At 65.1% G+C, this 22,518-nt stretch carries 23 protein-coding genes; 16 read left to right on the top strand and 7 right to left on the bottom strand.

Features of this window, described 5'->3' with window-relative positions; all coding sequences use genetic code 11:
- Positions 1-253: 253 nt before the first annotated feature.
- The 3 genes from HMPREF1529_RS15895 to HMPREF1529_RS16120 form a co-directional block, all read right to left on the bottom strand.
- Positions 254-439, bottom strand: a complete 186-nt coding sequence (locus tag HMPREF1529_RS15895; protein WP_157533910.1) for a hypothetical protein — start codon at positions 437-439, stop codon at positions 254-256.
- A gap of 57 nt (positions 440-496) precedes the next feature.
- Entirely contained in the window at positions 497-730 is a 234-nt protein-coding gene (locus HMPREF1529_RS15890; RefSeq protein ID WP_016464804.1) for a hypothetical protein, read from the bottom strand.
- Positions 731-971: 241 nt separating this feature from the next.
- On the bottom strand, positions 972-1,130 hold the full coding sequence (locus HMPREF1529_RS16120) for a hypothetical protein (protein ID WP_198013056.1): 159 nt from the start codon (positions 1,128-1,130) through the stop codon (positions 972-974).
- Here HMPREF1529_RS16120 and HMPREF1529_RS16115 point away from each other — a divergent pair.
- From HMPREF1529_RS16115 to HMPREF1529_RS10615, 3 genes are read left to right on the top strand one after another with little or no spacing between them, the layout of a single operon-like run.
- Positions 1,129-1,470, top strand: coding sequence for a hypothetical protein (locus HMPREF1529_RS16115; RefSeq protein WP_036283300.1), 342 nt, complete (start codon positions 1,129-1,131; stop codon positions 1,468-1,470). The two genes, HMPREF1529_RS16120 and HMPREF1529_RS16115, sit on opposite strands and share 2 nt — an antisense overlap.
- Complete coding sequence (locus tag HMPREF1529_RS10620; protein ID WP_016464802.1) at positions 1,467-1,733, top strand: hypothetical protein; 267 nt, start codon at positions 1,467-1,469, stop codon at positions 1,731-1,733. The genes HMPREF1529_RS16115 and HMPREF1529_RS10620 overlap by 4 nt, the downstream gene beginning before the upstream one ends.
- On the top strand, positions 1,730-2,014 hold the full coding sequence (locus tag HMPREF1529_RS10615; protein ID WP_016464801.1) for a hypothetical protein: 285 nt from the start codon (positions 1,730-1,732) through the stop codon (positions 2,012-2,014). The genes HMPREF1529_RS10620 and HMPREF1529_RS10615 overlap by 4 nt, the downstream gene beginning before the upstream one ends.
- Here the strand turns inward: HMPREF1529_RS10615 and HMPREF1529_RS10610 are convergent, their stop codons facing one another.
- Positions 2,015-2,698 carry a hypothetical protein gene (locus tag HMPREF1529_RS10610; protein ID WP_036283297.1) on the bottom strand — a complete coding sequence of 228 codons (684 nt, stop codon included), beginning with the start codon at positions 2,696-2,698 and terminating at the stop codon, positions 2,015-2,017.
- 464 nt (positions 2,699-3,162) lie between these two features.
- On the opposite strand from HMPREF1529_RS10610, the gene istA reads away from it, so the two are divergent.
- The 12 genes from istA to HMPREF1529_RS10550 all read left to right on the top strand — a co-directional run bounded on the left by istA (position 3,163) and on the right by HMPREF1529_RS10550 (position 18,140).
- Positions 3,163-4,365: an IS21 family transposase gene (gene istA, locus HMPREF1529_RS10605; RefSeq protein WP_036283295.1), complete on the top strand. Its 1,203-nt coding sequence runs from the start codon at positions 3,163-3,165 to the stop codon at positions 4,363-4,365.
- Positions 4,365-5,153, top strand: a complete 789-nt coding sequence (gene istB, locus HMPREF1529_RS10600) for an IS21-like element helper ATPase IstB (protein ID WP_016464798.1) — start codon at positions 4,365-4,367, stop codon at positions 5,151-5,153. Before istA ends, istB begins: the two co-directional genes overlap by 1 nt.
- 862 nt (positions 5,154-6,015) lie before the next feature.
- Positions 6,016-6,528, top strand: coding sequence for a hypothetical protein (locus tag HMPREF1529_RS10595; RefSeq protein WP_232212111.1), 513 nt, complete (start codon positions 6,016-6,018; stop codon positions 6,526-6,528).
- Between the two features lie 51 nt (positions 6,529-6,579).
- Positions 6,580-7,772 (top strand): IS3 family transposase gene (locus tag HMPREF1529_RS10585; RefSeq protein WP_157533859.1). Its coding sequence is split into 2 segments (ribosomal slippage): positions 6,580-6,864 and positions 6,867-7,772, totalling 1,191 coding nucleotides; the frame shifts between segments, so codons are not numbered across the junction.
- 115 nt (positions 7,773-7,887) lie between these two features.
- A complete protein-coding gene (locus HMPREF1529_RS10580) occupies positions 7,888-8,058 on the top strand; it encodes a hypothetical protein (RefSeq protein WP_157533908.1) in 171 nt (56 codons plus the stop codon).
- Between the two features lie 54 nt (positions 8,059-8,112).
- Positions 8,113-10,515 carry a hypothetical protein gene (locus HMPREF1529_RS10575; protein WP_016464795.1) on the top strand — a complete coding sequence of 801 codons (2,403 nt, stop codon included), beginning with the start codon at positions 8,113-8,115 and terminating at the stop codon, positions 10,513-10,515.
- Positions 10,516-10,639: 124 nt separating this feature from the next.
- Positions 10,640-10,954 carry a hypothetical protein gene (locus tag HMPREF1529_RS10570; protein ID WP_016464794.1) on the top strand — a complete coding sequence of 105 codons (315 nt, stop codon included), beginning with the start codon at positions 10,640-10,642 and terminating at the stop codon, positions 10,952-10,954.
- A 2-nt stretch (positions 10,955-10,956) separates the two neighbouring features.
- Positions 10,957-12,318 (top strand): hypothetical protein, encoded by a 1,362-nt coding sequence (locus HMPREF1529_RS10565; RefSeq protein ID WP_016464793.1) that lies wholly within the window; start codon positions 10,957-10,959, stop codon positions 12,316-12,318.
- Positions 12,319-12,426: 108 nt separating this feature from the next.
- Complete coding sequence (locus tag HMPREF1529_RS15880; protein WP_016464792.1) at positions 12,427-12,594, top strand: hypothetical protein; 168 nt, start codon at positions 12,427-12,429, stop codon at positions 12,592-12,594.
- 47 nt (positions 12,595-12,641) lie between these two features.
- Complete coding sequence (locus HMPREF1529_RS10560) at positions 12,642-13,187, top strand: nuclease-related domain-containing protein (protein ID WP_016464791.1); 546 nt, start codon at positions 12,642-12,644, stop codon at positions 13,185-13,187.
- Between the two features lie 130 nt (positions 13,188-13,317).
- Positions 13,318-17,364, top strand: coding sequence for an FtsK/SpoIIIE domain-containing protein (locus tag HMPREF1529_RS10555; RefSeq protein ID WP_016464790.1), 4,047 nt, complete (start codon positions 13,318-13,320; stop codon positions 17,362-17,364).
- A 2-nt stretch (positions 17,365-17,366) separates the two neighbouring features.
- A complete protein-coding gene (locus HMPREF1529_RS10550; protein ID WP_016464789.1) occupies positions 17,367-18,140 on the top strand; it encodes a metal-dependent hydrolase in 774 nt (257 codons plus the stop codon).
- Here HMPREF1529_RS10550 and HMPREF1529_RS10545 read toward each other — a convergent pair.
- The 3 genes from HMPREF1529_RS10545 to HMPREF1529_RS10535 all read right to left on the bottom strand — a co-directional run bounded on the left by HMPREF1529_RS10545 (position 18,137) and on the right by HMPREF1529_RS10535 (position 21,358).
- Positions 18,137-18,577, bottom strand: coding sequence for a hypothetical protein (locus tag HMPREF1529_RS10545; RefSeq protein ID WP_016464788.1), 441 nt, complete (start codon positions 18,575-18,577; stop codon positions 18,137-18,139). The two genes, HMPREF1529_RS10550 and HMPREF1529_RS10545, sit on opposite strands and share 4 nt — an antisense overlap.
- A 91-nt stretch (positions 18,578-18,668) precedes the next feature.
- On the bottom strand, positions 18,669-19,292 hold the full coding sequence (locus tag HMPREF1529_RS10540; RefSeq protein ID WP_016464787.1) for a hypothetical protein: 624 nt from the start codon (positions 19,290-19,292) through the stop codon (positions 18,669-18,671).
- Positions 19,293-19,321: 29 nt separating this feature from the next.
- Complete coding sequence (locus HMPREF1529_RS10535) at positions 19,322-21,358, bottom strand: RecB family exonuclease (RefSeq protein WP_036283283.1); 2,037 nt, start codon at positions 21,356-21,358, stop codon at positions 19,322-19,324.
- Positions 21,359-21,901: 543 nt separating this feature from the next.
- Here HMPREF1529_RS10535 and HMPREF1529_RS10530 point away from each other — a divergent pair.
- Entirely contained in the window at positions 21,902-22,489 is a 588-nt protein-coding gene (locus tag HMPREF1529_RS10530) for a hypothetical protein (RefSeq protein ID WP_016464785.1), read from the top strand.
- Positions 22,490-22,518 lie beyond the last annotated feature (29 nt).

Raw genomic sequence — 22,518 nt, 5'->3', positions numbered from 1 at the left:
AGTAGATCGCATCCGCCTCCAACCCAGCCAAGCGCTCTGCTTCGGGCAGGACGGGAGTGAGATGGTTCGCCGGAGGATCGTGCTGAAGCGCAGCAAACCAGCCCCGATTTGCAGCCTGACCTCGAGGGTGAAGAGACTCATCGAAGGGCATCATGACCACCATGAGAACGGCATGTCAGCGCCGTGAACCGTGTCACCCCAACGATCCCGAACGTGACAACGAATTCCCCCTGCTCGCGCTCCTCAGACGAACTCACAGCTCCGTGCCCGTCGGCTGAGGCGCCGGTGGCGCGGCGAACGCGTCAGCGGGCGGTTCTTCTTCGTCGACGACGCCGGCGGGCACGGTCGACACGACCGTCTGAGCGTCGATCGTGCAGTTGCGCAGGGTCACCCCGATCTCCAGCACCAATTCACCGCCGGCGAAATCCACACTCGTCACGGGTGCACCAGCCTCGACGGTGACTTTGCCACCAGTGACCCTCATCCGTTCAGCCATCTACTCGCTCCCACCTGCCGCGTCGAGCGGCTCGTACTTCCTCATCAGTCCCTGCCACGTCGCCCAGTAAGAGCGACCGGTGTCCTCACGCGTGACCAGCACCGAAGTGAACGACGACTCCGACACGCCCCGCGCGCGGGTCGTGACGATCACTCCGTCACTTCCGCGACGCCACCGCTGAACGCTCGCGGGGTTCGGACGGCGCTCTTCACCTGCGTGCGTGGGATTGGTCATGGCTCCCACATGCACAGCATTCCCAACCGCAGTTGCAGCGTCATCACGACCCTGCAACTGCACCGACAGAACCGTTGGAGCGTTCACGGTGTCGATCTCCAACCCCGCATCATCCGCTGACAGATAGGACACTTGCTTGCCCACATACGCCGGTTCAATTCGTCGTGTCTTCGAACTGCGACTCAACGGCATCGACAACCACAGGCATCGTTCATCGGAGGCCCAGACCGCGCGATGGTGATCACGCCATCATCACCGCCGACAGGGACATGAAGCCGGCAACAGCGAAGAGTGCGCCAAGCGTGAGCATCAACAGGACACTCACGATGAGTTCGATCAATCGTTCACCCATCACCTGCACATGCACGGCATGGAGCGCCGTGCATGTGCGGACCAACATGAACAGCATCGCCCCCGACATCACCATGCTCGATCCCCACGAGAAGACCATCGACCTCCGCATCGACCGTCTCCGCAAGGCAGTTGCCCACGCCGACGCGATCAGCACCGATCAGGCACCCCAGATTCTGCACGCGAACCGCACCATCACCGTTCTCACCGAGAACCGCATCTTCGTCGCCGCGCACGCACAGTCACTCATCGAACAGATCGTCAGCAACACACCCCTGCCGATGCAGGACAGCGCCCTCGTCCAGCACGTGCGACCGCTCACCATCCTCATCGAACAGGCGAACATCGCGGCGGCACGCTTGCGCAAAATCATCGGAGCACACCAGTGACAGGGACACCCTCTCAGCTGCGCGTCGAGATCAACGAGCACTCCGTCTCACTCACCACCGTGACCGACAAGCACACCCACGCGATGACCTACTCAGATGCCATCACGTTCGCGCGCGCACTGCTCGACGACGTCGAAGCAGCGGCAGGAAGCGGCCGCACAGATGTGGTCATGAAGCTCAGCGAGCGGACGATCACCATCAGCACTCGTGGAGCCATAACCCTCGCCGAGATGATCCTTGCTGAGACAGGACCGAACGCATGAACGGTTACGAGACCACCATCGAAGTTGCGAAGACCGAAGCTCACGACCGGGTCGCCATCGCCATCGGTACCCACGTCGTCGCCTATCGCCCGTACGACGCCCTACGCATCAGCGGCGACCTCCTCGACGCCGTCGAGGGGTGCACCGTCGACGAGCTGACACCGATCACGTTCGCCGGCCACCTTCGCATCGGAGTCACCGCAGAAAACGCGCGAACGATCGCGCGGGCGATAGCCACCACCGCTGACCAGCTCCTCGACGAAGCCGAGTACGAGTTCTGACTACAGGCTGACAACAGCCTTCGTGAGCACGAGCTTGCCGTTCGAAGACTCCGTCAGGTTCGTCTCCCGCTCATGGCGGACCGCAAGCTCATTCATCAAGACCATCAGCGCGCGCGTGATCTCCTGCGTCGGGAACGACCGTGTCGCGTCACCCCAGGAGACGTGCTCCCCCGCACCCTCCTGCCGAGTTGACAGCCAGGCCGGCTCGAACACAATGTCGTCGGGAAGCTCCGGAAACATCACCCGACGCTCCAACGTCACCGACCCGTTCGGCTGCCCCGCAGCCTCAAGCGTCACCCACACCGCAGTAACGATGTCCTCCGACGCGACTCGAAGTCCCGCCTGAACACGAAGCTCCACATTGTCGAGCACGCGCGCCCACGTCGGCTCATGCACCGACACCGACAATGACACCTGACCTGACAGCACAAGATCCGCGTCCGGGTACGCAAGACGGAGCACGTCGGGATGCATCGGCGCCTGCAACAGCGAGGTCAGCCGGCCGGTCACATCTGGACGTACATCCACCAGCTGACCGTCGATGTCGAGCAAACCCATCACCGCAGCCGAACGGTGCTTCCGATCCCACGAGACGATAACCGTCTCGACATCGAGATGGTTCACGCGCACGACGGAAAGCATCGCGTCAAAAGACGCGATCCCCATGCGAACGTTCAACGGCATCTCTTCATCACACCCTGTCTATCGGAGCCGGTCATCCGGGGCGCCGCGGCGATAGCCGAGAGACATCATCACCGCGACCGCACCCGACCAGGGTGCCGCGCGGCGGTAGCCCAGGGGACCGACCCTGATCCCCGGTCTGCACTCTACAGGCGCAACCACCCCCTCCGCTGGGCCATACTCAAGAGCTCGCGCCCTGACGGGCTCTCGCGTGTGGCTGTTCGTTGCGTGTTGTGGCGGTTCGACGTGCTGCCCGTGGTGTGGCGTTGTGCTGCTTTTCGCTTGAAGGTGCGTGGTTTCTGTTCCGGGGCGGGCTTGTTTCGGGGGCTGGTGCGGGCCTGTGTCTGGTGAGGTTTATGGGTCTTCTGCGTGTTCCGGGGGTTGACTTCCCGTGGGGTTGTCGGCGACGCTCGAATCTGACGCATTAGCGACGGGCGAAAACGAGGCCACCCAGACAGATTGGGTGGGTGATCTCAGTGGAAGATTGGGCGTTGATTCGGCGGCTCGTCGCGGATGGGGTGCCGCAGCGGCAGGTCGCGAGGCAGTTGGGTATCGGGCGGTCGACGGTCGATAGAGCGTTGGCATCGGAGCGACCGCCGAAGTATGAGCGGCCAGTGCAGCCGACGTCGTTCTCGCCGTTCGAGGCGCGAGTGCGAGCGCTGTTGGCAGAGCACCCGTCGATGCCGGCGACGGTGATCGCGGAGCGCGTCGAGTGGTCCGGATCAATCACGTGGTTCCGAGAGAACGTGAGGCGGCTGAGGCCTGAACATCGCCCCGTTGACCCGGCGGACCGGCTCACCTGGGCGGCGGGTGACGCGGCGCAGTGCGATCTCTGGTTCCCGCCGCGGAAGATCCCCCTCGAGGACGGCACACGGGTGCTGTTGCCGGTGCTGGTGATCGTCGCGGCGCACTCCCGGTTCGTGACGGCGAGGATGATTCCGACGCGGAAGACGGAGGATCTGCTGCTCGGGCACTGGGAACTCATCCAACAGCTCGGCGCGGTTCCGCGGCGGCTGATCTGGGACAACGAGTCCGGCATCGGTCAGCGCGGCCGCCTCGCCCAAGGAGTCGCGGCATTCGCGGGGACCCTCGCGACGAAGGTCATGCAGCTCAAGCCCTACGACCCGGAATCGAAGGGGATCGTCGAGCGCCGCAACGGCTGGTTCGAGACCTCGTTCATGCCCGGCCGGACCTTCACTTCCCCGGCGGACTTCAACGCGCAGCTGCAGGACTGGCTCGAGAAGGCGAACGCGAGGGTGGTTCGCACGACCAAAGCCCGCCCGGTCGATCTGATTGGGCACGACCGGGCTCGGATGCTGCCGTTGCCGCCGATCCCGCTACAACTGGGCTGGCGGGAACGAGTTCGTCTCGGCCGGGACTACTACGTTCGACTCGACGCATCGGACTACTCGGTTGAGCCCGCAGCGATCGGACGGATCGTTGACATCACCGCGGACCTCGACCGGGTCCGGGTGAGGCTCGATGGCCGGGTTGTCGCGGACCACGCCCGCGTTTGGGCGCGCGGCTCCACGATCACCGACCCGGCACACGTTGAGGCGGCGAAACGGTTGCGGCAACAGTTCCAGCAGCCCCGGACGACGCCGGTCGATGATCTGAGTCGGGATCTCGCGGACTATGACCGGGCGTTTGGGATCGAAGGAGTCGCCTGATGGTCACGAAGAGCACGGAGTCAGTGAAGCAGATCACCTACCTCGCGGGCGCGCTGAAAGCGCCCCGGATCACCGAAGCCGCCGCCCGGATGGCAGATCAGGCACGGGATGCGGGCTGGTCGTTCGAGGACTACCTCGCCGCCGTCCTCGAACGCGAAGTGAGCGCCCGCAATGCTTCCGGCGCGGAGCTGCGGATCAAAGCCGCCGGGTTCCCGAGCAGGAAGACACTGGAGGACTTCGATTGGGACGCGCAACCCGCCACCCGACAGCAGATCGCCGCACTCGCCTCCGGCGGATTCCTCCTCGAAGCGCAGAACGTGGTCCTGCTCGGCCCTCCCGGGACCGGAAAGACACACCTCGCCACGGCGCTCGGGATCGTCGCAGCTCGCCACGGGCACCGAGTCCTCTTCGGGACCGCGACGGATTGGGTCACCCGCCTCACAGAGTCCCACCGGCAAGGGAACCTAGCGAAGGAGCTCGCGCGGCTACGCCGTTATGGACTGATCATCGTCGACGAAGTCGGCTACCTCCCGTTCGAGCAAGACGCCGCGAACCTGTTCTTCCAACTCGTCTCGAGCCGCTACGAACACGCCTCGCTCATCCTCACCTCGAACCTGCCCTTCAGCGGCTGGGGCGGTGTCTTCGGCGACCAAGCCGTCGCCGCCGCGATGATCGACCGGATCGTTCACCACGCCGACGTCCTCACCCTCAAAGGCGCCAGCTACCGACTCCGCGGACGCGGCCTCGACAGCCTCCCCAGCATCAAGACACAAGATCCGACAGACTAAGCAAACGACAACCAGGTGGCCTCGTTTTCGAGCGTCGTGTTGGCCTCATTTTCGAGCGTCGTCGACAGGGGTGCGTGCAGTGGCGTGATGGTGCTGGTCGTTTGCGTTTCGTTGCTGGTGCTGGTCCGGTTCCCGGGATGGTTAGGGCGTCTCGTCGCAACGTGCTGGTGGTGACCTTTGTGCGCTCCCGTTGACCCGTCTGAACACACCAACTGGTGTCGCGCCGTAACAGTAAGGAGCATCTCGAAGCGTGACTCTGAACACTCACGAACCGTATGCCTACCGCGTGCCCGTTCACCCCCTCACAGGTCCACTCCCGCACACGAATTGAAGCGTCTCGTGCCGACACGAAACACCTCGACCGCACCGCCACGACAGAACCACCCGACAGCCGCACACATAGTGGATGGCAGCCCCTCCGGCCAGGAGTCCCCCAAGCCAGGTCTGATGCCGTCCACGGCAGCAGACCGCGCAGCCCACGAACAGCCACGCAGTGGCTGAGAGCGGGCAACCCTCGTCCATCGCATGAAGGCGGCCCCCGTGCCGACATCATGCAGGACGACCCGCAGCCGCTTCCGCGGCAAGGGCGCCGACACGCACCGAAGACGGAACGACACGACCCGCTCGCGGGACGTGTCGGAACGCCGAAGGAAGAGCCGGCAACAGGGGTTGGGGGAACCGGGCGGGGGCGGGCGCGCGGCGCTGTGGGCGATTATCGCGCTCCTCGCCTCCATATAGACACACTTGTGTGTATCGAAATGTGCCCATATCGAGGGGGCACGCCTGCGACTTGCGCCCGTGGGCCGGACTCCAGGATTATGAGCGCGTGGGGACGACGGATCAGCGGGCGAGGACGGCGCACGTGCTCGTCTGGGTGGGGACGGTCGTTGGCGTTGTCGCGCTTCTCTTCACCGCGTGGGCATTCTTCTGGAAGACGCCCGCGCAACAAGCTGACTCTGCTGAGCCAACCGCTGCGGCGTCGGCGTCGGCGACCGGAGCGGCGGTACCATCGCCCGCACCGGCTGGAGAGATCTGGCACGCGGGCTGGGGGCCGAAACGAGACACCTTCACCGGCAAGCACCCCGCAGGTTATGCCGTTCTGAACTCGATCACTGACAACCCCGCAGTCGGCGACGAACGCAACTTCGTCCGCGTCCGAACCGCCGGCGAGGGCGAGTTCAGGGATTACATCAGAGCGAAGCCTGGCGACGAGCTTGAGCTGATGGTGTACATGGCCAACGATGCGGCCGACAACCTCGACGGCACAGCGGCGACCATTCACGGTCTGCAGGCTGAGTTCTACTTTCCGCCCGTCGGAACGGACAACGGCGTAGCTGTCACGCTTCGCGGTAAGAAGGGACTGCTGCACGAATAGGTGACATCTGATCTGGCTTGCCCGCGGGGGTGGGCCTGGAAGGATGTTGCTGTGCCCAAGCCCTACCCGTCCGAGTTCCGTGACGACGTCGTGCGCGTCGCGAGTAACCGTGAGCCCGGAGTGACGATCGAGCAGATCGCGAAAGACTTCGGTGTTCACCCGATGACGCTGCAGAAGTGGATGCGTCGCGCCGACATCGACGCAGGTGCGAAGCCCGGCCAGTCCCGGACCGAGGCGGCGGAGATCCGTGAGCTGAAGAAGCGGAACCGTCTGCTCGAGCAGGAGAACGAGGTCCTCCGCCGCGCGGCGGCGTATCTGTCGCAGGCGAACCTGCCGGGAAAAGGCTCTACCCGCTCGTGAGCGAGCTCGCCGACGCAGGGATCCCTGTGACGGTGACGTGTCGGGTGCTCAAGCTCTCCCGCCAGCCCTACTACCGGTGGCTGACGAACCCCATCACCCCAAGTGAGGTGGTCGAGGCGTATCGCGCGAACGCGCTGTTCGACGCCCACCAGGACGACCCCGAGTTCGGCCATCGGCTCCTCGCCGACGAGGCCCGCGACAACGGGGAGGCGATGGCGGACCGGACCGCGTGGCGGATCGCCTCCAGCAACGGCTGGTTCAGCGCGTTCGGCAAGCCCAAGCGGAGCAAGGCCCGCCGGCCCGGCCCGCCCGTCCACGACGACCGCTGCGCCGTCATCGACGAGCACGGCCGAACCCGGCACGTGTTCACCGCCGACGCCCCGAACCAGCTCTGGTTGACGGATATCACCGAGCACAAGACCGCCGAGGGCAAGCTCTACCTCTGCGCGATCAAGGACGTCTACTCCGGCCGGATCGTGGGGTACTCGATCGACTCGAGGATGAAGTCCCGTCTGGTCGTCCAGGCGCTCGAGAACGCCGCCCTGATGCGCGGCGACGTCGCCGGCTGCGTCGTGCATTCGGACAGGGGATCTCAATTCCGCAGCCGGAAGATGCTCCGCGCCCTCAGCCGACACCGCATGGTCGGGAGCATGGGAAGAGTCGGGTCGAGCGGCGACAACGCCGCCATGGAATCGTTCTTCGCGCTGCTTCAGAAGAACGTCCTCGACCGCCGCCCCTGGACCACCCGCGAGCAGCTGCGCATCGCGATGGTGACCTGGATCGAGCGCACCTACCACCGCCGACGACGGCAGGCCCGCCTGGGCCGTTTGACGCCCATCGAGTTCGAGACCATCATGAACACGACCGTCGCACTGGCGGCGTGACTACAACCTGTCACCTATCCGTGCAGCAGTCCCGAACGTGGCCGAGGTGTGGGATGGAGCGACCGTGCTATCGGACGTCCCGATCCAACTTCGCCCCATCGCCGGCAGCATGTCTATGTACACGAACGCTGGCGACTGGCCCATCGACATGGGCGCCAGTCTCTCCGTCGTTACCCTCGGCTGGGAGAAGCAAGATGGCGAGTTTCCTGTTGGCTACGCGGCTGACGGCAAGTACCGCGGCAACGGCTATCTTCAGCTGCGACTGAGCGTCGTACAGGCGGGGTAACAAGCCCCGAAGACCGGCTCGCTACGCCGCGGTTTGCCGCAGGGGTGGTCCCGCATGAGCAGCCACTCCAAGTTCGGGGTTCGTGCATTCCAGTTGACGAAGGCGGGAGCAATCCACTCGTCCCCGACCGACATTGCAAACGAGGCGGCGTCCGCGCTGGCCGGAGCCCCTACGGGGGCGACGTTCGTGACGATGAAGACAGCCGCTGGGAGGCTCGAGCACTCGTTCGTCACCGAGGACGCGCAGAACCAGGAGTCGGTCGCGTTCGCGCTCGCACAAGCGATGAACTCTCGCTCCACGGAAGTTGACGATGTACCCGATCTTGTCGCCGCTGGCGGGTTCGCGAACATCGGCATCGCACGTGGCGCCCGACCCATGATGGACACGCAAGCTGGCGCAGACTTCACGACCCTCTCGCGCATCGTCGCGAACCTCCTGATGGAGGGTGAGTGGGTCGCGATGAGCATCCGGAAGCCCGCCCAGTACCGCGAGTCCCGCAAGTACGCGAGGTGGCTCGATCACCACGCGATGCGCACTCATCACTCTCGTCTGCCGGGCGCGGTCGTCATGTCTCTGTACGCCGGCGGGAGAGACCCTGACCGAGCCGCCGACATCGTGTCGCGCGTCGCTTCGGGTATCCCCGGGTTCGGCCTGAACGTCGTCCCTCGGAAGATCACCGTCGCTCGGGAGATCTTGCGTTGGGTTGCCGGCGCGGGGCTGTCTCTCGCGATCGGGTTCCTGACGATGCTGCTACACATTGCGCTCCCGCTCTGGCTGCCGTTGGCTGCAGCGGCGGTGTTCGCGGCGGGTGCTCTCGGGACGTGGAAGCTCATCCTGCCGAGCGAACTGCGCACACTCATCGGCGAGCTCAAATGGGGGTTCGTTCCCGCAGCTCCGAAGCGCGCTGCGCCGGCGCGGAAACCGCGCGCCGAGAAGCAGCGGACGAACAAGGACGGCGAGCAGTACACGCAGGCTGAATTCGGCGGTGACTATCCGCTCGCTCCGACGTCGTTTCTCGTCGGACCGCACATCCCGCTCGCGCTCATCGCTCCGCACTCCGGCGCGTCCGGTGGCGCCACGACTGCGGCACGTCCGGCGCCGTCGTGCATGCGAGATCGCATCGGTCCGCCGATCGGCATCAACGATGATCAGCTCGTTCATCTGGATGCCGGGGCCGCGTATGCAGGCCTCGCGGTTCTCGGTCAGGCGGGATCCGGTAAGACCGCGCTACTCGAGCATCTGTGGGGCGCCGCGTCACGCGAGCGAGTACGCCCTTCCGGGGTCCCCGGAGCGCCCGCTCGACACGCGATGGTCGCGTTCGACACCAAGGGCGACGGTCTCGCTAGCGCGCAGTATGAACGATGGCTGGACTACAACCAGGACCCGCAGAAGACGATCATCCACGTCCTGGATCCCTCATGCCCAATCGGCATCGATCTGTTCCCTGTCCTGCCCGGTGAAGGCGTCGACGCATGGGCGCGGAAGGTCGTCGCCGCGCTCGTCTACATCTGGGGTGAGGTATCCATCGGTCCACGCTCGTTCGACACACTCACTCGCGTTCTGGAGGCGGGTCTCGCGCTCGCCCACTCCCCCGAGATCGCTCAGTCGGTTACGCTCGCGCCCGTGCGCCTTGGCGCGTCACCCTTCTACTACGCAGACATTCTGCTGACGAACTCCGGGGACGCTCTCGGCGTCGAACTCGCTGCCGCGATCAAGAACGCCGGCGCAGACCCGCACAATGCGGCTGCCGCGAGCTTCGCCTACATTTCAGGTCGGCTCGCGCCGCTCTACGGAGACGGCAAGACTCCCGCGCAACGAGGTCAACTCGTCGACGCGCCGCGCACGAAGATCGCTGCACTCATGGGCGTCGAGCACTGGTGGTCGCGGGGAATCAGGTACACGTGGCCGCAGCTTCTAGAAGCCGATGTCGCCGTCGTCTTGAACACCGGCATCGGTCCGTCCGGGATGCTCCCGGACGACAAGCTCCGTGAGGACATGTCGGGGCTGCTGCTCTACACACTCCGTGAGGACATCCGCCGCACGTGCGTCGGATGGTTCGAGCAGAATCGTGCCGTTTCGATCTTCGCCGACGAGGTCAAGCACATCGCGAACACGAACGACCGCGTCATCCGCGCGCTCCGCGACGACGACCGCGCGCTGGGCGTCCGATGCGTGTTCGCGACGCAGACCCCCGAGACACTCGCCCAAGAAGTACGCCGCACGTTCCTCGGCTTTGGCAGCCTGGTCATCTTCCGCCAGGAAGAAGCGAACACGGTCGCGGAACTCGTGCGTGACCTCGTGCAGTCAGGTGACACCTGGGAGCCGGGCGACATCGTCAACCTCCCGCAGTTCCATGCGATCGTCCGCGCCACTGCCGGCGGCCGCCGCAACGACCCTTTCACCATCCAGGTGCCGAACTGGCGGCAGCAGCGCGACGAGCTCGTGTGGACTACGTGACGCGCACGATACTCGTCGGCTGACGATGCGACTGGCCGGGAATGCTCAGCGCCGACGAGCTAGCGCAGGTGGAATGAGCGCCGTGCATGTGGATCAGGAACGCCTCGAATCACAAGGAGTAGCGATGGCAGACACGAGCAGCACCAAGACGATTACCGGTCTTCGAGTGACCTCGACGCAGAAACTCGTCGTGGAGTTGCCGCTGGCAGTCGTGGGCGTCCTTCTGATGGCCAATCGGCTATTCCGCTGGATCGATTTTTCGCCAGAGGTCACCTCCGTCCTTCCTCTCATTGAGTACTGCGTCGTGCTGCTGGTCGGCGCGATTTCCCTGATTCCGGTACGCGATCAGAGCCCTGGCAGACGCAAGTTCGACGAGATCACCGGGGTCATCCTCCTGTTCGCGGGCCTGGGCGGCGTCGTACGGTTCTTCATCTCCTGACCGTGGCGTACCCGATCGGCTCGATCCCGACGAACATGCCGGGGCATCCGCACCGCTCTGCTGCACGACTCGACCCGTACTGGGACGGCGTCTGGCAGCACGGCTCGGTCGCACAGTGGGCGTCGCGTGAGCACCTTGAACGGATGGAGCATGCGGGCCTCGCTGGCAAGCGACCAAAGCATCTGTCGACGGACCGAGATACCGCTCTTGCGCGCATAGACCACCAGTGGCAGGCGAAGCTTGACCTCCTCGGTGTGCTCGCATCGTGGCGCACTGTCACCGCCGAGCAGTTCGCCGCTCTCACCGACCGCCACCTCTCCGACTCGCATGTCTCTCGTGCGCTCGGGGACATGTTCGCGCTCGATCTGATCGACACCGGATCGCTGTGGATGCCCGGTGCATCCGGGGATGCCGCAGTTCGCGCACGCATGCTTCGCCCGTCCGCTTCGCACGCGTTCGACCAGCTGATGAAGCCAAGGATGACGTACAGCGAATGGGTGTCCGTGACCGCCGGCGAGAAGTTCCTCACTGGCGGTCAGTATGACCGGCACAACGTTCTCACGACCGAGCTCATCCTTCGCGTGGCGGAGCTGCTCCCCGTTGCGACCGCGCTTGGTGAGCGGCAGTCACTGATGCGCGACATCGCTTACACGGCCACCGGGGCCGATGTCCCACCGGCGCTTGCGAACAGCCAGAAGGCCGGAGATGCAGTAATCGTCCGCGGCGACGGGGTGCGCATCGTGGTCGAGATGACAGCCTCGTGGTCGAAGGCGGCCGAGCAGAAGGCATTCCTGTGGGCTGAGGCGATGGAGCGTCGGCCGCTCGACGATGCCGGCTTCATCGTCGTGTTCGTCGTCGCCGACCGGACAAACGCTGGCCGAGGTTCGCGGCGATCGCTCGACGCCGAGGTGCGCAAGGGAATCTCGCGTGCAACTCGATTCCGACCGGGGAGCATCCATAACCGCACCGCGGGTCGGATGCTTGTCGTCGACTGGCGTGACTGGTTCCCGGCCCGACATGAGGTTTCGGACGAGTTTCTCTTCCTGTCAGCGCAACGCCCGACCGGCCCCGCCGGCGGGCGGGAAGACGTCTCCCTACTGGACGGTTCGGCGATTCGCCCACCGCAGCGGATGTACGCGCCGACCGCGGTCGCGCACTACGCAGCTGGCCTCCGCCTTGTCCCGCACCAGCTGCGCCGCGGCCGTCAACCTCGGAACCTATCCGACATCACGCTGCAACGTTTCGGGTTCAAGGAACCACCGCACCTGATTCTGGATCCTGCGAGCGGTGCGCCTCGCGACAACGCCGACCGCGGGTACGGTGCGACCGCTGCTACGAAGGTCCCTGAACGACTGGTGTTCTGAACCCAACACCGGGAACCACTACGGACGCGGCTCGTGCTGCAGGAGCGGAGATACCGACCCCCGCACGAATCGGATTCGAATCGCGGTCGTGCCGCAGGGGTGGATGGCATGAACTCCGACGGACCCCTCGGCCGCTACCGCGATCGCGTCAGCCGTGACGCCGACGACATCGCAGGCTTCTTCTCCACACGCGCCGGTGCGATCACGGCAGGGTCGATCCTCGCTGCCGCGGCGATCGGACTGATCTACTCGCTCGTGTCGGGGTGGATCGGCTGATGGCCTCACACGTGCAAGGCACTGTGATCGGTCGAGCAGGTCGATCGGTGATCGCGGACTCCAGATTCGGTGATGTCGGGAAGGTCGGCGCCGTCGGAGAGGCGCGCACGGGCCGCGTACTCGCCCAACTTGCAGGGCGTGAGAGCGGCCCCACCGTCATCCACGACGTGCGGATCCCGATTCCGGGATTCACCGCCAACATCGATCACGTCGTCATCTCCGGCCGGGACGTGACCCTGCTCGATTCGAAAGTCTGGCGAGCCGGCTTCTATTGGACTCTCGGTGGTGTGACTCGGCGAGGTATGGAACTCGCCGCGCACTGCGACAAGAAGACTTTGCAGACCGGCGTCGAAGGCATCGGCCGCATGCTCCGGAACATGGGCGTTGCCGCCCACTTTCGTCGCAGCGTACTGGTCGTGTGGCCAGGACCAGGGGGCGTCTCCCCCAACCTGGTGCTGTATCGGCCGCGCTCGACCGCCACAGTGATCGGCCGGGACGATCAGTCCACGCTCCGGCGCATCGCGCGTCTTACTGGCTCGCGCCCCGGAGACCCGCAGGTGGTTTCCGCAATATCCCGCATCATCTACGCCTGAGCCGCTGTACCTCGGTTGAAAGCAGTCGGCGAGGTGCCGTCATCGCCGCAGGGGTGGGGAGCAACAGACCCAAACGGACTGCGGCGCACTCACCCTCGCTGCTCGTCCACCGCACGACAGGAGCGACGATATGGCCGCACCCCGTAACGCGGCCCCGACGCCGAACATCGCACCGTTCATTGTGGCGGGAGCGGTCATCGTCGGAGTCGCCGCGACGCTCCTTCGCCTGCCTGGTGCACTGGTCGCGTGGGCGTTGTTGCTCGTTGCTGCGTGGATGTCGACGCCCCCTCAGCTGACCGGGAAGAAGGACAGCGCTGGCTACCCCACCGTCGGCAACCCGGGCGAGGGCAAGAAGATGCGCGCGCACCAGCGGTTCGCGGCGCTCCGCTGGAAGCTCATCGCCTCGGCCGACTGGCTCCCCAATGATGCGCGTCAGCTCACACAAGCACTCGAGAGTGCGGGAGATGGCTTCCTCGCAAGGACCAAGGCATTCGCAGGTTGGCTTCTGCTAGCGTCCACGCTCAACGCGTGGGTTGCGCTGGGATCTGCTGCCCTCGTCGTCACTCTGCCTGCTGATCAGCTCGCGATCATCGGTGCCGCTCCCGAATCCGCGTCCTGGATGATGTGGCCGAACGCGATCGCGATGTACATCACGGTGCGCCAGTGGGACGCTTCCGCCCGTCAGTTCGCGGCGCCGTCGGATCCCCGCCCGGCGATCGACTTGCGCGCCGTGGTGTCCGCAGCTGCGGAGAAGGGCATGAGCCCGCTCCTCGTCCCGACCGCCGGAGCGGCCACAGCGATCGCGGCGTTCGCTATCGCGACAGTCGTAATCAATGGGTTCGACCTCGCCTGGCTGATCGTCCCGTGGCAGCTCGCAGCCGCCGGCTTCGCCGTCATCGTTGCCAGCCTCGTCCTTCGCGCGATCGCTCTGCCGAACGCGCATGACGGGTGGCGGAAGACCGTTGCCGCACGGGAAACCTGGGACACACGCTGGCAGACCTTGAAGGTTGACCCTGCACCCCGTCTGACGGAGCACCGCGAGCTCGCCGTGCAGGGGCAACTTCCTGTCCTGGTTGACACCTTTGAAGCACCCGCTCACCTTGGTGCAGAGGGGGTGATCAACCTTCTCCCGAAGATGAGCCCAGCCATCGGCGGCGGCTACTGGGTCATGGCGCTCAATGAACCAGACCTCGACAGCCAGGGTCAGCCCGTGCCGGGATCGAAGTCCCCGGTCAAGGTGACCATCGTGGCTTGGCCGACTGACTCGAGTGTGGACCCGCGAGACCCGGCCATCGACCAGACGACATTCGAGCTGCTCTTGCGGTCCGCGGCATCGCACCAGATCGTGTCGCAGACGAGCATGCCGCAGCCGATGCTGCTCGGGATCCAGAAGATCACCGTGGACAACGACGGTAAGCCTGCCGCGTGGCGGACTCGCTGGTCGTGCTCGTTCGATCCGGGAGCCACCCTTGGATTCGCTGCGGGCCAGTTCCGGGCGATGTTCGGTGTCGAAGCAGTTCCGGATGCCGCGGACGCATGCATTTACCTCGGCGCCCTCACCGACGGGGAGTCAGTCTTCACCGAAGACGGGATCGCCGTGCACCTTGAGCAGTTGGATCGCACGGCAGCTTGGCGAGCACGGTGGACGAACGTCTTGAAGATGGGTGAGCAGCAACCGTACATTCAGCACGCGGTCTACGGAGAACGGAAGCTTGCTACGGGCGAGGACATCTTTTCCCAGCCGTTCATGATGCCGCAGGGCATCCCCTCAGAGCTCTACATGACAGAGGTGAAGGAGAAGTCTCTCTCCTCGACGCTCAACAATGCGCCGTTCGTATCCGTGCAGCGTTGGGACGGAACCGGTGAACGCGGAGGCGAGCGGCACCACGGAGCGTTCCGTGTCGTCTGGTCTCCGCAGCCGATCGCGACCAACCCGGCACGGGTGATGCCGGCGGTGGGCCGCAATCGTGACGCGACTGTCTGGGTCCTCGCGGCCTCCGTCATGGCGGGATTCGACGCAGCGAAACTCCCCCGCCCGGAGGTCGTCGGTGCCAACGCACTCACGTCCCGCACGAGTGAACGGTCGATCTGGGACATCAAGCTGCGGCTGTACGGCGCAGTCACGCTCGCGATCGTGAAGCAGAACGTCGAGAAGATCCGCAACGGCATGGGTGGCGTCACCTGGCTGCGCGTCACAGCGAGCGAGGATGGCTGCCGGATTGTCGCCGGCGCGCGTCCGGCCGATGTCACCTTCGCTCGCCGTGAACACCGGGACATGTGCACAGCGCTCGACTGGGAGCAGGCGTTCACCGATGCGAAGGTGATCACAACCAGCGGGCAGGTTCCCGCTATGGTCTCGGCTGAGCCGCTACCGAAGAATGAGAAGGTCCAGCGGCTCATCTTCCGGATGCCGCCCGGGCTTGACCGTTCGGCGGTCCGCAACGCAAAGCGGACGCTGATGCCGGCGACCGGGAACATCTACCTCGAGGACGAGGCTGGCCCCACTCCCGACACGGTCGCTCTGATCGCCTGCCCGGAGCAACCTGTGCCGTTCCCCGCACCCTTCGACTGGGGCGAGGTTGAGTCTTCGGCAGGCATCCCGTTCGCGTCTGGCGTGACCGGCGAGCCGATCGTCTATGACTGGAAACTCGACCCGCACATTCTCCTTCTTGGCGGCACCGGTTCGGGAAAGTCCGCGACGCTGCAGAACCTCATCGCCGGAGCGCTCATCCGTGGATGTGAGGTCTTCATTGCTGACCCAACAAAGGGCGCCGCTGACTTCAAGTTCGCTTTCCCCTGGGCGAAGGCGGTCGCTGTCACCGATGGTGAGGCGTCCGCGTTGATGGACCACGTCTACGCAGAGGTCGTGCGCAGGAAGAATCTGAACGCGAAACACGGCGTCGCCTCGTACACCGATCTCCCCGTTGATGCTCGACCGCCACACATCTTCGTCTTCGTCGACGAGTTCACCTCACTGATGTTCACGGAGCAGCTCGCCAAACTGCCAGCGAACGCGACGGATGAGGAACAGCGCCTTCATGCGGAGAACGAACTGTCCAACGCGAACCGCCGCAACATCGGTGGCAAGTCCGGTCGCCTCGTCCGTGAAGCGCGCTCTGCCGGCGTCACGCTCGTTCTCGCCGGTCAGGAACTCAAGACCGACACCCTCTCGAAGATCCCTGGCGGCACATCGCTGAAGGGCAACACCTCTTCGATCCTCCTCGGCAAGTCGACGTTCGGCTCCCGGATGTCCGCACTGAAGGACGCTGTCGCGGCGCCCGAGCTCGGCGACGACGTCCCGAAGGGTCGCGGCCTGTTCGAATCTTCCGCGTCGAGCGCACAGGTGATCCAGTCCTGGTACGACGCTCCCGACCATGTCGACTCGCTCGTACAGCACATCGCCGCGGCCCGCTCGCCGATCGATCCCCAAGACGTGATCGATCTATCAACGATGGTCCGTTCAGTCGACAACGGGCCGGTGTTCGGTCGCCGCATCGATGGCGAGGAGGCCGGCGATGACGGAGAGGACGAGGAGGTCGTCACTGTTCCGTGGGATGGCGGTGAAATCGATCTCGGCCTCGTCGACATCGACTTTGACGGGTTGTTCGAGGAACCCGTCGGTCCGCTCCCACTTCCACCCACCTCGGATTCGCCGGCTGCCGCCGTCACTGCGGCGCGAGAAGTCGTGTTTGCAGGGCCCGGTATCGACGACGAGTCGTGCCCGGATGACGCGATAGACGTTGACACACTCCCGCCGGGCGCCGAGGCCACCGGTTATCCACTCGTGGACGCGATCCTCGCTCGTTTGATTGAGATCGGGGTTGTGGACCGGGCCGAGTGGATCAGTCCGGCAGCGTTCGAGCTATCCGCGGACGGTACACCGCTGCACGTGCTCCTCGAGGACGCAGCGGCGATGTTCGGGATCAGTGAGGTCGTACCCGTCTATCCGTCGTCCGAGGCAGAGTCCACTACGCGGGAGTCTCCCGCCGGAGTGCTCCCCCTGCCGGCAGCCACGCCGGAACGCCTTACCCATGGCCGGAACGCCGCGGACTCCGCCGCCGCTGTTCCCCCCACGAGGATCGCACCACCCGTCATCGACGTCCCTCCGCCACCGGTCATCGACGACGACCTGTTCGGCGCGCCCCGCCGCGTGCTTTCGGAGGAAGAGAGGTTCTGACCATGATGGGAACCAGCCACGCAGCTAGCGGCGCTGCCGCCTGGCTCGCCTTGACCGCAACCTCGATCCCTGCCCTCGGCATCTACGAGCTCACACCTGGCACCGTGCTCCTCGGGGTCGGGGTGGCCGCCGGTGCCGCGCTCCTTCCCGACGCCGACCACCACAATGCGACCATCGCCCACTCGGTTCCCATCGCGGGGCGCATCGCTGCGGGTACCGTCGGAGCGCTATCAGGAGGGCACCGCAAGGGTATGCACTCGTTGCTCGCCGTAGCGATGGTCATCATCGGAATGATCTATCTGGGACGGCTCACCTGGTCACCGACTGGCTGGGACACCACCATCCATGTCGGCGCGGCGATAGCGGCGGGCGCGTGCGTGACATTCGGTTCGAAGGTACTGAGGATCGTCCGATCCTGGCCGCTCGCGTGGATGGTGGGGATAGGTTTTGGTCTGCTCGTAGGGGTGCTGTCGCCTGAGCAGACAGCATGGCTGCCATGGGCGATCGGCGCCGGCTACTTGACCCACATTCTCGGTGACATGCTCACATCGGGCGGGGTACCGCTCCTGTGGCCGATCCCGGTGAAGCCCCCGAAGGGGTGGGCAAGTATCCCGCTGATCAGTCGAATCTGGCTGCCCCACGGCGCTTTCGCAGCGCCGGTGCTGGGTGACACTGGATCGTGGCGCGAGCAGCTGCTGTTCGTGGCATTCAGCGGCTACGCACTGTGGGGCGTGTGCGGCGAATCCGTCGCGGCACTGCGACTCTTGTTCGCCTAGAGCTCTTCGGGGTCGAGAGCGACCCCGGGGGTCACTCGCACTTCGGGGTCGAGCACATCAAGCATGCGGGAGGGGAGGATCTTCTCGAGCCTGTTCTTGTGCCAAGCGACGGCATCCTCATTGGCGTTCTCCCCGACAATCAGCGCGTGGGGGAAGGTCTTCGCGAGTGATCGAACAATGGCCGTACCGAGACCCGTACGCTTGTGGCCTTCCTTGATATCCAAGCTCGCTAGCACGACAACGTCGAACCACTGCCCGAGGCTCGAGTCCTCGTGATCTTCGGGCCGATGCCGGAAGTACCCATCTGCGGCCAGCTGTCCGATCTTGTCCGTCGCCTCGAACCTGATCGGGGTCGTGCCGACTCTACGCACCTCCCCTGCGTCCACTTTGAACATCAGGGTGTACCCGTTCCAGGATTCCTGCCACGATCCCGCCATCGCACTTCCTCTCGTCGCACCAGATTCTATGGAACGTGCAACGCCCCGCCCACGGTCAGGTCACGTGGGCGGGGCGTTGATCGTGCGCCGGTCAGGCTCCGGCGAGGGCGGGCTGCGCGTCGGCGAGGTACTTCTGAAGGCGGCTCAGGCGGGGAGCCATAGCGGCGAAGTTTCCCTTGCCGCCGTTCTGCCAGTCGATCAGCTTCCAGCCCTCACCGTTGGTCAGGCCGGCGATGTCGGCAGCGCCTGGGCCGCGATCCTCGATGGCGCGAAGGATGCGCGCGTTGTTTCCGTTGGTCATCTGCTCGATCGCGATGGTCACGCCGACCTTGTGCCCGATGAGCGCGAGAGCCTGGTTCGCGAGAGCCTTCACGAGCTCGGCGTCGCGCGAGTCCAGGCGGTCCAGACGAACAACCTCGATACCCTCGGGTGCCTGGGTGGACACTTCTGTTCGGAGGAAGATGACGGGGCGGTTCGAGGACGCCTCGGTGTCGACATAGATCACCTCGCCGGTGAAGCCCTTCACCTTGCTGGTCTTCTCGGCGCGCTCCTCAGCTCGCGCGAACGCGTTCATCGCGGGGCTGCCCTCCTCGAAGAGGTTGACGATGCGGGTGACCTGTGAGGCGACCTGGCCGTCGTCAGCGCCGGGGCCTGCGGCGGTGACTGCGGCGACGATGATGGACCGCTTCTGGTCCGTGGACAGTTCGAGTGCCATGTGATTCTCCTAGGGGTGGCGGTGGTTGGTCAGTTGGTGACGAGGACCGTGGGCGCCCCCTCGCCGCCGGCGGCGAAGAACGCCTCGGGCGACGAGTTCAGCGATTCTGCGGCCGAGTCGTAGAGGTCGACCGCGGTGATGATCGACACGCTGAGGAGGTTTTCGATGCGGCCGGTCCACTGCTGCCAGTCCTGCAGGGTTGCCGGGATGAGGGCGGTTCCATCCGCGGCGCGGACGCGGAACGGAGCCGGGAACGCCTCGATCGCCATGCGCAGAAACCCGCGAAGGCGGGTGTTCGCACCGGACTGGAAGTTCTGGAAGCCGGTCGTCTGCTTCTGCACGCGAAGGACGATGCCGGCGAGCACCTGAGAGAACCTGTTCAGTGAGACGGGGCTCACGCGGACGTCCTGAGAACGCATGTGCTCGAACGCCAGTGCGACGATGCCGGAGACGGCGATGGCACTGTAGGAGTTGAGGTTGAGCATCCCGTTGATCTCCGCCTCGTAAGGCGCAGCTTCGGGCTTCACGTCGAGGCGGTGCTCCGAGTGATTCTCGTTCATGGTGGTCTGGTCTCCTTCGGTATTGGATGTGCCTTCCGCTCCCACATGCACGGCGCGGAACCACTCCGCCGCGAAGGGATCATCGGCGCTGACCGACGCTCCGGTGGTGGTGAGCATGGCGTTGACGACCGCCGAGATCTCAGCGGTCTCGGCGACCGGTTCGGGCACGATTTCGTCGGGGATGACTGCTTCGATGGGATCCGGCTGCGGTTCGATGTAGAACGGATCGAATGGCGGGTCCTCGAACGGATCGAATGGCGGCTCGTCTGCGGACAGCTCAGGGCCGGTAACGGACGCCGCTGGCGCCGGGGAAGCGTCCGCGCGCACCGACTCCTCCGTCTCTCCGTCTTCCAGGAGCGTGATGGGGAACATGTCGTCGCCCGCCGGCTCGATGGTCGTGTCGAAGTCGGGCTCTCGAGACAACGGAACAGTGACGCCGGGCGCATCGCGTACTTCCTGCAGTGAGGCCCCGGGACGCAGTGTCGGGATGCCCAGCTGCAATGCGGACGGCTGCCCCTTCGCGGCATCCAGCGCCTTCTGGTTGGGCAGCTTCGCGACCGGGCACGAGTTCGCGGCCGGGCACCAGCCGCACAGCCCAGAGGGCCGCGCTTCGAATGAACGCCGATCGGCAGACTCGTTCATCGTGTTCCAGCCGGCACGGAAGCCGAGGAGCGTCTTCCGCATCTCGTTCGGCGACACGTCGATGTTGCGGATGGTCAGTGACTCACGCTGCCTCTGACTCATCTGCGAGGGGTCAGCGTCGATGTCGACGATGCCGCGGGGAAAGATGAGCCGTGCGCCTGCAGGCATCTCACCCGTCGACTCGGCGTAACCCGCGTAGTAGATCCGCTGCTGATCGCCGTAATCGTCGCCGTAACGTGGGTTGACCTTGACCTTCGCTTTGCCGAACTTCCAGTCGTCGATCAGTCGAACGCGCCGCCCGTCGCGGACAATCCACTCGGTGAGGTCGACGTACCCTTTCAGCGGGATGCCCTCCGATCCGCCAACGCCCTTGCCGATCTTGATGTTGTCGAGAAGGAACTCGGTGCTCTCCACCTCTACGGTTGGCGGGTCGATGATGAGGAAGACTGCCCGGATCCACTTCTCGATCGTCGAGTGCCAGAGGGTCCTGTTCTCGGCGTTCGCGAGCAAGTGGTCGTTGTTCTGCTTCTCGAGCTTCGTGATCGACCACTGCTCATCGGACGACTTCTTGAGGATGTCCAGCGCACGTTCGAGCGTCCGCTCTTCGGGGCGGAGGCTCATCAGCGTCTCCATGACGAAGTGCGCGGCGGTGCCCATCGTGTTCGCTGCGAACGGATCGTCGTCCCATGGCTGCAGTCGATTGACAACGACGGACGCGGGGCAGCTGTTGTAGCCAGCGGCGATCGACGGGGACAGCAGGGGGCGCCTGATCTTGGTGTCGACGAGCTCCTCGTCCGCCAAGATCAGGTGATGCCCTGACCATGCGGCGTTGGGGATCGTGTAGTCGGGTCGCTTCGGCGGCATACCCATCACATGCACGGCGCAACGAGAGCCGGCCTCCGACCTGACCTTGCCAGCGGGCGTACCTGGCTCGAAGTCACGGCTTCATGGCGGGTTGAGCCCATTCGACACAAACGTGGCCCATTCGTGACCGACAAGCCTCCAGCCCGACAAAGTGTCGGGCTGCAGCCCGACAAAGCCCGACCAATGTCGGGCTGGAGGGAACCCCTGTTATTGCTGGGATCGGACGGGTCCGAGTCGCTCCAGCCCGACATAATCCAATCTCTCTACCTAATGGGGATAGAGAGATAGATAGATATGGGGGTCTGCAAGTACATCCCTATATGTGTATCCCTCGCAGATGTCGGGCTTGTCGGGCTTGTCGGGCTGGAGCCCCGCGATGCCAGTCGAGAGTAGGTGAGCCTCCAGCCCGACATCGACCCCAACCTGTGGGCTGTGGTGGGCTGGAGCTGAGCGGGATGTCGCTGACGCCATTTTCCGGCGGAGTTCGAATCGTGTTGCCGCAGGGGTGGGCCGTGAACGCATCCACGACCCGGAGGCACACTCATGACGATCACCGAGGGCTACGCTCCCCTTCCGAAGACCGACTTCAACGAGCCCGACAACCTTCTCGAGAGCGAGTCCCGCTCGAGCGCGGTCGACGACACTTCGGTGCACGAGGAATCCGCCGCGGAGGGCGGCAAGCTCCGGCGTACCCGGAACCCGCGCGTAGGCACGAAGGTCTCCGCGCGCGCAGTACGGGCGATCCTGAGCAAGCATGCAGAGATCGCTTCGGCGCGTCACGAGGACATCACGCTCCTGGCAGCCGTCCTCGGCGCGAAGGACAACGTCGACGATCTCGTCGCGCACATCATCTCCACGCCGCGGCTCACCCTCGCGGGGACTCTGGAGCTGGACGCGATCGTGAAAGCCGCGGCTGCCGATCCCTTCGACGCAGTCGCGGTGGCGATGTCCTACGAAGCGCAGTCGAAGTCGATCTGGTCGATCCTGACCGCGCTCGGCCTGCTCGATGGCCCCCGTCCTTCCAAGGACGGCGACGCATCCGTCGCGATCGCTCGCGCAGCCGGCAAGTTCACTGACGAGCACGCAGCCCGCCTGGATGCAGTCAAGGACCTGGCACGCAAGGGCAACTGACCATGGCCCTGTTCAGCCGACGCGCGTGC

It is taken from the genome of Microbacterium sp. oral taxon 186 str. F0373, from assembly GCF_000411455.1.
In the GTDB taxonomy this organism is placed as follows: Bacteria; Actinomycetota; Actinomycetes; order Actinomycetales; family Microbacteriaceae; genus Microbacterium.
This window is presented reverse-complemented; position numbering and strand designations above follow the sequence as displayed.